Consider the following 9,427-nt stretch of genomic DNA (forward strand, 5'->3'; position numbering starts at 1 on the left):
GCTGTTGTAAGGGAAACTATTATCTTCAACGACTAATGTTGACCTTGGCCATGATCAGAGCTGAAAATTTTTATGTGATAAGAACGCCGTTACTACCGGTGAATATCACCACTGAATTAAACCATATTACCAACGCAACACTCACTGCTTTTATAAAAGAAACTTTCCGGGACGAATATCTGCAGGAAGCCATTTATATTGCCTCTCCTGAATTATACCAGGAGCTGCAAAAGTGGCTGCCCGGCAACTCCACGAATGAAAAAGAGAATTATAAACTCGCCGCTGCCTTATATCGGTACCTATTGCGGATGAGCACACGCTGTACGCCTTACGGACTCTTTGCAGGCTGCGCTACAGGCGAAGCCGCAGATCATACTGCCATCCGGCTCAACAATAAAAACGAACATAGAAAACACTCTCGCCTGGATATGAACTATGTGGCAGAACTGGCAACCGCTATTACCGCCGTTCCTGATATAGCAGCGCAGCTGCGATTTTATCCCAACAACTCTTTATATGCCGCAGGTAAACAATACCGCTATGCAGCCTATACAGTTAAAAACAAGATCCGCAACTATTACCTGACCGCGGTGAATCAAAGCCCTTATCTCGATAAAATACTGCACACCGCCGCCCACGGCGCTACGCTGAAGGATATACGTAGCAGCATCGTTAGCGAAGCCGATCAGATCAGTGAAGAAGAAGCGGATGAATTTATCGCAGAACTACTGCAAAATCAGCTGTTGGTAAATGAACTAACGCCCACCGTTACCGGAGAAGAGTTTTTCGTGCACCTGCAACAACGATTGAAAGCCCTCTCCCACACGGAAGCATTCACCACACCGCTTTCACGCATTCAACAGCTGCTACAGGAGCAGCAAACGGGCATCACGAAATATACCGACACACATGCCCTCGTGAAATCGATGCTCACAGATACCAGCAGCAAGGACCTCGTGCAAACAGACCTCTTTTTGTCTACCAGCAGCAATACATTAAGTCATACCATTATCAATGAACTGGCTGCACAAATAGCGCAGTTGTGGAAACTGGCAGCCACCAACAAAAACGCGGATCTCCAGAATTTCTGTCAGGCTTTTCAACAGCGATACGAAGAACAGGAGGTACCGCTCAGTATAGCGCTGGACACCGAAGCTGGTATTGGTTACGGTGCACACAACAATAGCAACGCAGATCATACACCGCTGGTAGACGATATACAGGCAGCGGCACGTGCAGCGACCAGCAGTAGTCCCCGCAACAAAATGCAGGAATTTCAATTACAACAACTGCATCAGTGTTTGCGTGATGGTAAAAAAATAATTACGATCACCAAAGAACAACTCGATACCCTGAAAGATAAAGACGTGCCTGCCTTACCAGAGAGCATGTACCTCATGGGTAGCATACTCAGTCATAGTGCCGCCGCCGTCGACAACGGCGACTACCTCTTTGATATGAATGGCTGCAGCGGTCCTTCCGCCGCCAATCTGCTGGGAAGATTTTGTCATGGCGATGAAAAGCTGGCCTACAAAGTAAAGGAATGCCTCGCCGCCGAAGAAGCCGCCGATCCCGGGAAGATCTATGCGGAAGTCATACATCTTCCAGAATCCAGAACCGGCAATATTCTGATGCGTCCCCGTCTCCGGGAATATGAAATCGTGTACCTGGCGAATAGTCATACCCCGGAAGCATTTCAGCTACACCTTTCCGATCTCATGGTGAGTGTACAACGTGGTAAAGTGGTGTTGCGCTCTGAGCGATTGAACAAAATCATTGTCCCCCGCCTGAGTACCGCCCATAACTATCGGAACGGGTTACCTGTCTATAAATTTCTCTGCGACCTGCAAAACCAGGATTACCATACCGGTATCGCCTGGCAATGGCAACTTCCGGGCGAAGTATCTTTTTTCCCAAGAGTACAATACGGTCATGTGATTCTCAGCAAAAGCAGCTGGGTATTACACAAAAAATCCTGGCCGGCATTAGCAACGGCAGCAGCCAGCGATTATCCGGCTATTTTCCGGGAGATAAAAACGCAACTGGACCTCCCCCGTTATGTGGTCATCACGGAAGGTGACAATGAACTGCCGGCAGACCTTGACAATGAAGTAGCCGTTCACCTGCTGGTGACACAACTACTCAAAAAAGAACAAATTACCCTGCAGGAATTCCTCCATACACCCGATAACTGCTGGATAGAAGGACCCGAGGGGAAACATACCAATGAATTTATTATCCCACTGAGGTATCTGTCTTCCGAAAAAAATAAAAAACAAGCGATTACCACCGCTATAACGGATACACCTACACGTAAATTCGTGACCGGCAGTGAATGGCTATATGTAAAACTATATGCAGGCACCCGCAGTGCAGAAAATATCCTGCGGGAAATATTGCTGCCACTGACACAACAGCTGTTAAACGAAAACCTGATTGACAAATGGTTCTTCATCCGGTATGGCGACCCGGAAAACCATCTCCGGATCCGGTTTCATCACGGAACGCGGAAAGATTTCTGGAAAGAGGTACTGGAGAGATTATATAACAGCATGGACCCTGCTACCAACACCGCATACCGCATCCAAACAGATACCTACGAAAGGGAAATAGAGCGTTATGGCGCCGCCACCATGACTTTCAGCGAAGACCTGTTCTTCTACGACAGTGAAAGTGTACTCCAGATCCTGGACCTGCTGGACGGCGAAGAAGGCGAAAATTATCGCTGGCTCTTATCCCTGCGGGGAGTAGATAGTCTATTGAACGATTTTGGGTATACGCTGGCAGAAAAATTCGCTCTGCTGAAAATGCTGCAAAAAAATTTCTACGAAGAATTTGGTGGTGGTAAGCCCTTACTATTACAACTCAATAACAAGTACCGGGAAGAGATGCGTAAAATAAGCAGCATCCTCGATCCTTCGCAGGATGTCGCCAATGGCATTGAAGAGGCCACCGCATGGCTGACTGCGCGCTCTCACAAAATAAAGCAACGCCTCGCGGAAATAGACATCGAACAGCGGGACGATTTGCTGAGCAGTTACATTCATATGTTTCTCAACAGGATGCTATTATCCAACCAGCGAAAACACGAGCTGGTGATGTACCATTTCCTGAGCAGGTATTATGAGTCCCTGACTGCCATCGCTAAAAAACAGTTGACACCGGCATTATAAACACATTTTTTTATTTACTAAAACAATATGTATGAAAAAGAAAATTGAGCCAAAAATGAAACTGGGTACCATTAAGGTGGCCAAATTGAATGCTAACAATGAGCTGGCAGGCAAAAAAGACAGTACAATTTTTACGACAACTACACATCGTACTTTTGACTGTTAAAAAGTAAAATACCGGGTAGCTGACGGGCGAACTCCTACCTCCCATCGGTTACCCGGTATTTTCAATATCTACTCAGCGATAAACAGCATGGCATCTGCCACTACAGCGCCATCTGCCTGCTGATTGTTTATTTCTACATACGCCCCCTTACCAGCCTTCAGTTGGTAAGTACCCAAATCGACCCATTCACCGGAAGTCTGGCCTTCCACCTTTACAGAGGCAGACAGCAACGGTACAGCTTTAATGCGTACGCCATCGTTTACACGGATGGTGGTACTGGTAGCGTGTGCAGCAATTCGCGGCACGTAGGTATACACATGATAGCGGCCACTCTTTTCGATAGCTGGTGTAAAGCGAACAAACTTTTCGCTGCCACCTTTTGATGGATCAACGAGCATTGATGGTCCATAGCCGCCATGCGTTTCCCGCTGCCAGTCGCCGCTAATGGTCACCTGCTTTGCATCGTCGTTATCGACGAGTATTTCCGGCGTACTGTTATCCGCTAAGGGGTTGTCGGTAAGTATACGTTGTATCTTTTTAACATCGGCATCCTGCACGGAAACTTTGCTATCAATAGCCACTATCGCTGCTGTGGCAGCGGATTGTGCCAGCACCATAAAGACCGGCTCCATACGAATAGAGCCATAAGCAATGTGCGTCGCCGATAGACAAACAGGCACCAGCAAATTTTTGCAATCGGCTAATTTTGGAATAATGGATCGGTAAGCAACCGGATAAGGGCCGAAGCCACCTACCTGCACATCTCCTTCATTCTTCACCATACCGTTTACGACTATACGTTGACAGTTATGTGAATCCATGGTATAGGCAGCCATCCCTACCCCATCGGTAACGGTAGCCCTGCCTTCACAGTTGGCCTGGGTCATCACGTATTCGCCGATCATCCGCCGCACTTCTCTTACATACAATTGCGGTGACCAATGTCCGTTGTTGGTATATTCATCTTTAGGATAGCCCCAGGTCAACATCTCGTCGCGCAGGTGTTTCGGCATCCGTTCATCATGCCCTATGAAATACAACAGTCCTTTTGTGTATACTTCGTGATCATGAATAATCCGCTTACGCGTAGCATCATCGGCATTGGGATAATCATAATTCATCCCTATCATATCGGTCGAAAAAGCACCAATGTTGTTGATATCCGTTTTGCCATTGGGCATCCGGTTAATATTGAGGATAGTATTCAGGTTCTTTGGGTTAATCTTTTGCACCAGTCGCACTAACAACTCATATCGCGCCGGGTCATAACTCTCCGGTTGTGTAATCGGGATCCTGTTCTCCGGCTGATCCGTGAGGCACATCCTGAAGTTATAGGTCTGCACTTTTTGATCGCCGGCACCGGGCGCATCTAATTTTGCAGGACTAATACCCCATAGTAGTCCGCTTTCCGGCTTACCAGGCACCTTATAAGGATCGATACCATCCGGGAACTGGTGCTTATCTTTTAACTGCACCCCATTATAGGTTTCCTGATATTCACTATTCGCTTCACGACCTACCGTAAAAGCAACACCTGCTGCGGCCATGAGATCTCCTTCATAGGAACAGTCAATAAACATTTTGGCTTTAATCACCTGTGGGCTGGCGCCGTTTACCGTTACTTCCGTGATATAGCCATTTTCTTTTTTAGCACTACTCACACGGGTATCATACAACACTTCCACTTTGGCCGACTGAATGTATTGCTGAAAAGTTTCGGCGGCTACATGTGGTTCAAAGATCCATTGCTCAAATTTTCCGTAGTGGCGGCCAATGCGGCGGTAAAAATCACGGGAAATGCCGGTGATGGCGAATTTATTACCAATATCAGTATATCCCAAACCTCCGGTGGTAAGTCCACCGAGACGTTTATCCGGAGATATCAGCAAAACCGTTTTATGAAGTTGCTTAGCGGTATAAGCAGCAATTACTCCGGCGGAAGTACCACCATACACACATACATCTACTTCTTTGGGAGTACCAGCCAATACGGGGCCTGTTGCGAGCAACAGGGAGCATAAAGGCATCATGAATCTGTTCAGTAGCATAGTTAGTATCACTGTTTATTAAAACAGATCAATATACTGCTGATTAGGTGAAAAAGGAAATAACCACCTTTATTGAAAAACATTTGCCGACCATGATAAATTTATCCCACGTATGCAGCTCTTGTTGTCGAACAGCACAATTTACGCACTAATATATTTAGCATTAAATACAAATAGAAAAGCCCCAAAACACCACTACAGCATGGCGATTGAAGCTTTTCTACATTATTCATTTGCTTTCTTCTACAAAAATACTAATATTTTTAGTAAAAACAAATCTATTTTTTACGCGTTCAAATCATGCTTTGTCCAGATTAGCTCGTCGGTATTATAACCCAGTTCTTCCGCCTGTTCCAGAAAACGTTTTTTAATCGTTGGAGGAATGCTGGTGGTGCGTGATAAAATCCAGATATACTTCAGGTTATTTCCTACTACCAATGCATGTTTATAATGTTTATCTATATCAATGATATTATAACCTGCGTAGAAAGGTCCGAAGAAAGACACTTTCAACCGCGCCAGATCTGGCGTTTTTACAAATTTAGCTTTGCCGGTGCTTTCTTTCCAAAGCTGTTGCTCCTGATTAAATCCTTTATTATCTACGGACAGCTCTCCATCATCCGTGAGTGAATACGTAGCGGTCACGTTTGTCAGGTGGCGTTCAAACTTATAATCCAGCCGGGCAATTTCATACCAGGTACCCAGGTATCTCCTCACATCAAAAGGCGATATTGCTTTAGCCCCTCTGGGAATAGACACTTTGCAGCTATTATACAAAATAATAGCCGCAGCAGCAGATATACCCGCTGTTACCGCAATCGCAAGAAGCTTTTTGTTATTCATAAATATCGAATTTTTGTCTATGTATGAATACAAATACACTGCCGTTAAGAAATCGGGGATTAACCGGCGTTATACCGAAAGGACTTGGCGAAGTTGTGGCGTTTCTGCTACAATTGGGGGAGATTTCAGTTCCTCTCCCAATTGCCCGAATACCTCCAGCATCACCAATAGGATCATTTCTTTTTCAGCATTGCTCAGGGCATTTTGTTCCGTTAATTTTATTTTTCTATAGAAGGTGGGGACACTCCAGTTGCATTCTTCACAAACCCGCTCCCGGAAATTTACAGGTAATTTCGACATCAAGGTGTGAATGCGTAATAATACATTGCTCGCGTTAGTCATGGTGTTTAGTGTTGATGTTATTAAATAGCGGCCACATAAACGCGATGGAATAGCTTTATACGTGTTGGATTAAATAAACAGCTTCGATTAATTTTTCCACGTTTTCATAAATGGTGAAGATAGATTTGGTGTCGGCTAATTCGTCTGACAGTGAGGCCGCGTACCAATCTTTTAGTTTCATGCGGACTTCCGTTGGAGCGTATTGCCAGCAGAATTCTTCGAGGACCTGCATGGGGTTCTGAATTTCTTCAGGCGAAAGGTGGAAGGCCTTTTCGAGCCATTCGGGAGCGGGGGTTGTGGTGTTTATAAAAAGGAGTTTGGTGATGAATATTTATTCTGATAGACATAAAATTCTCAACACATGACCTCACGTTTAAATTCCCAATTTATGTCCTGTAATTTATTATGTTTAGCTGTTAATGCAAATGCATCAACTCAATAAAGCGATCATCAATTTATTACTTCAAAGATAATACATTTTATCAACTGTACCCAAGTACGGGTACATTATTTTTTTGTGTTTCAATGAACTTCCGGGGATGAAAGATGCACAGGAGGACAAAATATTAAAGGAATTCGGCAAAAATCTGGAGAAACTGAGGATCGCAAAAAAGCTGAGCACGCGCGAGTTTGCTTATTTGGCGGATATTTCACACAGTTCTGTAGGAAGACTGGAAGCCGGAGAAACCAATCCAAGTATGACGACTTTGCTTAAATTAGCAGAGGCCCTGGCTGTAGATTTAAATACATTAGTGCTTAAAAAATAGTGAAGTTAAATACCCTCCAACACCTTGAACAAAAAATCCGCCTACATCATCGCCCTCTCCACCGCCCTTGCCTTCACCCTTTTTGAAGAGCTGAAACTACGCCCCTACTTATTCAAACACCACCTTAACATCATCGCTGGCTCCCTACCCAATTTCCTGGCCGTAGTAATACCTTTCCTTGGCTACGCCCTCATTAAATTCCCGCTCGATGAACGAAAAGCGCGCAGCGTAATTACTTCCTTTGTCATCGGTCTCTCGCTATATGAAATTTGCCAGATATGGATGCCACAGCGGACCTTTGATTTGAAAGACGTGATCGCCTCTATCTTAGGCGGATTCTTCTCTTATTTGATTTTCTATATCATTGATAAAGTAAAACCATCCACCCGACAGCAGCATTGAATAGGCTGCACGCTACAGAATCAATTTGCAGAAAAAAAAACAATATCGACCACAGCAATGATATTTTGATACTGCATCTGCAAAAGATGGGGTAATTCAGAAAATAATTTCAAATAAACAGGTACTTAATCCGGCTGGTTTGTGTAGTGATATAATGAACCATATCCTACTCCTCTCCTGTTTTCTGTTACTCCCCGTTTTTGCAATCGCGCAAGAACGTACTACAGATACTGTTCCTAAAGAACCTACTTCAGATACCATTCCTAAAGTCAAAAAACTAAAGGAAGTAACTGTAAAGGCACGCTGGCAGGACAGACATCTCGCTTTAAATAAACAATATGTTGTTAAAGATGAATTTAAGGCTATCGAACATTTCACGTTCGATTTAAGGGATCCTATCAATCCGGGGAAACAATATTACGTCTTAGAATTTTTAATTAGGGAATTACCGCCCGGATGGCAATCTCATACACTCTCGTCTTGTCCTGGTGTACAGTATTTCGTTGACGAGGTGGAAGTCAGCGGCGACTATGCAGCAACTCTTCCGCTAAAAGACTTTGCTTATGCTAAAATTTTTCAGGATTTGCACCCGCCTTGTCCGGCTATTGTGCTGTATACCAGGAAGGGAGACGATCTAAGGCGAAGGAGGGCAAAACCCATTACTCCGTAAGATCAAATGAAGGAGTGCCGTAATTAAATAAGTTTGCCATCAACTATTAAATTGCCGCAAGTGATGATCTGTATGCTTATACACCAGCTGCCCCGCCTGTTCCCAGGTCAGCGGTCCAAAAAAAGCGTGTACTATTTTCCGATCATCATCGGCTGCATATTCTTCCAGTAAAGCAATCCATTTACTTGTTTCGGCGGCTACATTCCCGTTCGCCCCTTTTACTTTCAGCTGCGGCAACGTGGGCACATTTCGTTTGATGGCCCGGTCATCACCTACAAAATCCTTCAATGCCATTTTACCAAACAAAAGCCCTATGAAGGCACGTTTATACCGGAGCTTGCCCAACATCATTTGCTCGTAGGTAATACAATGTTTCAACATCTCATAGATGTTCATTTTACCCCACTGAGCTGTACTCTGCTCGTTTAGTGTATTGATCCTGGCGATCAATTCCTCCCTGGTAGCGGGATCAAATATTGTTTTCATCATGACGGGGCTTTTAGCAAACTTACGTTGCATTCGGCAATAAACAGGGATGCAAATCTGCCAACCTATGGGGGCATTTGAGTCAAGGTTCATCAAATTACCAGTATCTTTCCTGGAAATATTTTTCTATGGCAGCAACGATATGGGTTTTCAATGGCGTTAACAGCCGCTTTGCCAGTGGTGTTTTCGATCAATTGGATCAGGCGACGGATTGGATCAGTGAAAATAAATTGTCCGGTACCTTAACGGAATACCCGATCAATACAGGCGTTTATGACTGGGCCATTGAGAACGAATTTTTTGCACCTAAAAAGCAGGAACATACCAGCCCGGAGTTTATTGGCAAATTCAGCTCCGCTAGTCAGGCACATTTTCATTTTGAAAATGGTAAACAAAATTGATTTCCCCTTAATTGGCCGCCTGGTAAGGCATTACAGTAATTGTTCTTCCCTGTATCTTAAAACGTACGATTTTGGTTAGTTCCAGTGCTTTCAGCAATTGCGGGATCTGCGCGGTCCGGGCTACGATAC

Annotated in this window: 10 protein-coding genes; 6 read left to right on the forward strand and 4 right to left on the reverse strand. The window is 44.6% G+C overall.

Annotated features, from left to right (window positions below; genetic code table 11):
- The first annotated feature begins 50 nt into the window (after positions 1-50).
- Both VIP81_RS24885 and VIP81_RS24890 read left to right on the forward strand, forming a co-directional pair.
- Entirely contained in the window at positions 51-3,173 is a 3,123-nt protein-coding gene (locus VIP81_RS24885) for a lantibiotic dehydratase (protein ID WP_331967691.1), read from the forward strand.
- A 31-nt stretch (positions 3,174-3,204) separates the two neighbouring features.
- Positions 3,205-3,339, forward strand: coding sequence for a hypothetical protein (locus VIP81_RS24890; RefSeq protein WP_331967693.1), 135 nt, complete (start codon positions 3,205-3,207; stop codon positions 3,337-3,339).
- A gap of 68 nt (positions 3,340-3,407) precedes the next feature.
- Here the strand turns inward: VIP81_RS24890 and VIP81_RS24895 are convergent, their stop codons facing one another.
- The 3 genes from VIP81_RS24895 to VIP81_RS24905 form a co-directional block, all read right to left on the reverse strand.
- Positions 3,408-5,387, reverse strand: coding sequence for an FAD-dependent oxidoreductase (locus VIP81_RS24895; protein WP_331967695.1), 1,980 nt, complete (start codon positions 5,385-5,387; stop codon positions 3,408-3,410).
- Positions 5,388-5,672: 285 nt separating this feature from the next.
- The gene (locus tag VIP81_RS24900; protein WP_331967696.1) at positions 5,673-6,230 is read right to left on the reverse strand and encodes a lipocalin family protein; all 558 of its coding nucleotides are present in this window, start codon (positions 6,228-6,230) and stop codon (positions 5,673-5,675) included.
- 69 nt (positions 6,231-6,299) lie between these two features.
- On the reverse strand, positions 6,300-6,572 hold the full coding sequence (locus VIP81_RS24905; protein WP_331967698.1) for a hypothetical protein: 273 nt from the start codon (positions 6,570-6,572) through the stop codon (positions 6,300-6,302).
- Positions 6,573-7,111: 539 nt separating this feature from the next.
- Between VIP81_RS24905 and VIP81_RS24910 the strand changes: the two genes are divergently transcribed.
- From VIP81_RS24910 to VIP81_RS24920, 3 genes are all read left to right on the forward strand, one after another.
- Positions 7,112-7,339 carry a helix-turn-helix transcriptional regulator gene (locus VIP81_RS24910; RefSeq protein WP_331967700.1) on the forward strand — a complete coding sequence of 76 codons (228 nt, stop codon included), beginning with the start codon at positions 7,112-7,114 and terminating at the stop codon, positions 7,337-7,339.
- A gap of 24 nt (positions 7,340-7,363) precedes the next feature.
- Positions 7,364-7,741 carry a VanZ family protein gene (locus VIP81_RS24915; protein WP_331967702.1) on the forward strand — a complete coding sequence of 126 codons (378 nt, stop codon included), beginning with the start codon at positions 7,364-7,366 and terminating at the stop codon, positions 7,739-7,741.
- A 154-nt stretch (positions 7,742-7,895) separates the two neighbouring features.
- Positions 7,896-8,411, forward strand: coding sequence for a hypothetical protein (locus tag VIP81_RS24920; RefSeq protein ID WP_331967704.1), 516 nt, complete (start codon positions 7,896-7,898; stop codon positions 8,409-8,411).
- 39 nt (positions 8,412-8,450) lie between these two features.
- On the opposite strand, the gene VIP81_RS24925 is transcribed toward VIP81_RS24920, so the two are convergent.
- Positions 8,451-8,900: a DinB family protein gene (locus VIP81_RS24925; protein WP_331967706.1), complete on the reverse strand. Its 450-nt coding sequence runs from the start codon at positions 8,898-8,900 to the stop codon at positions 8,451-8,453.
- Between the two features lie 125 nt (positions 8,901-9,025).
- Between VIP81_RS24925 and VIP81_RS24930 the strand changes: the two genes are divergently transcribed.
- Positions 9,026-9,298, forward strand: a complete 273-nt coding sequence (locus VIP81_RS24930; protein ID WP_331967708.1) for a DUF7710 domain-containing protein — start codon at positions 9,026-9,028, stop codon at positions 9,296-9,298.
- The last annotated feature ends 129 nt before the right edge of the window (positions 9,299-9,427 follow it).

This window comes from Chitinophaga sp., from assembly GCF_036566945.1.
In the GTDB taxonomy this organism is placed as follows: Bacteria; Bacteroidota; Bacteroidia; order Chitinophagales; family Chitinophagaceae; genus Chitinophaga.

Excerpts from the sequence above, each read along its gene's own strand:
- VIP81_RS24885 (WP_331967691.1), top strand. The coding sequence starts at position 51 with ATGATCAGAGCTGAAAATTTTTATGTGATAAGAACGCCGTTACTACCG.
- VIP81_RS24890 (WP_331967693.1), top strand. The coding sequence starts at position 3,205 with ATGAAAAAGAAAATTGAGCCAAAAATGAAACTGGGTACCATTAAGGTG.
- VIP81_RS24895 (WP_331967695.1), bottom strand. The coding sequence starts at position 5,387 with ATGCTACTGAACAGATTCATGATGCCTTTATGCTCCCTGTTGCTCGCA.
- VIP81_RS24900 (WP_331967696.1), bottom strand. The coding sequence starts at position 6,230 with ATGAATAACAAAAAGCTTCTTGCGATTGCGGTAACAGCGGGTATATCT.
- VIP81_RS24905 (WP_331967698.1), bottom strand. The coding sequence starts at position 6,572 with ATGACTAACGCGAGCAATGTATTATTACGCATTCACACCTTGATGTCG.
- VIP81_RS24910 (WP_331967700.1), top strand. The coding sequence starts at position 7,112 with ATGAAAGATGCACAGGAGGACAAAATATTAAAGGAATTCGGCAAAAAT.
- VIP81_RS24920 (WP_331967704.1), top strand. The coding sequence starts at position 7,896 with ATGAACCATATCCTACTCCTCTCCTGTTTTCTGTTACTCCCCGTTTTT.
- VIP81_RS24925 (WP_331967706.1), bottom strand. The coding sequence starts at position 8,900 with ATGATGAAAACAATATTTGATCCCGCTACCAGGGAGGAATTGATCGCC.
- VIP81_RS24930 (WP_331967708.1), top strand. The coding sequence starts at position 9,026 with ATGGCAGCAACGATATGGGTTTTCAATGGCGTTAACAGCCGCTTTGCC.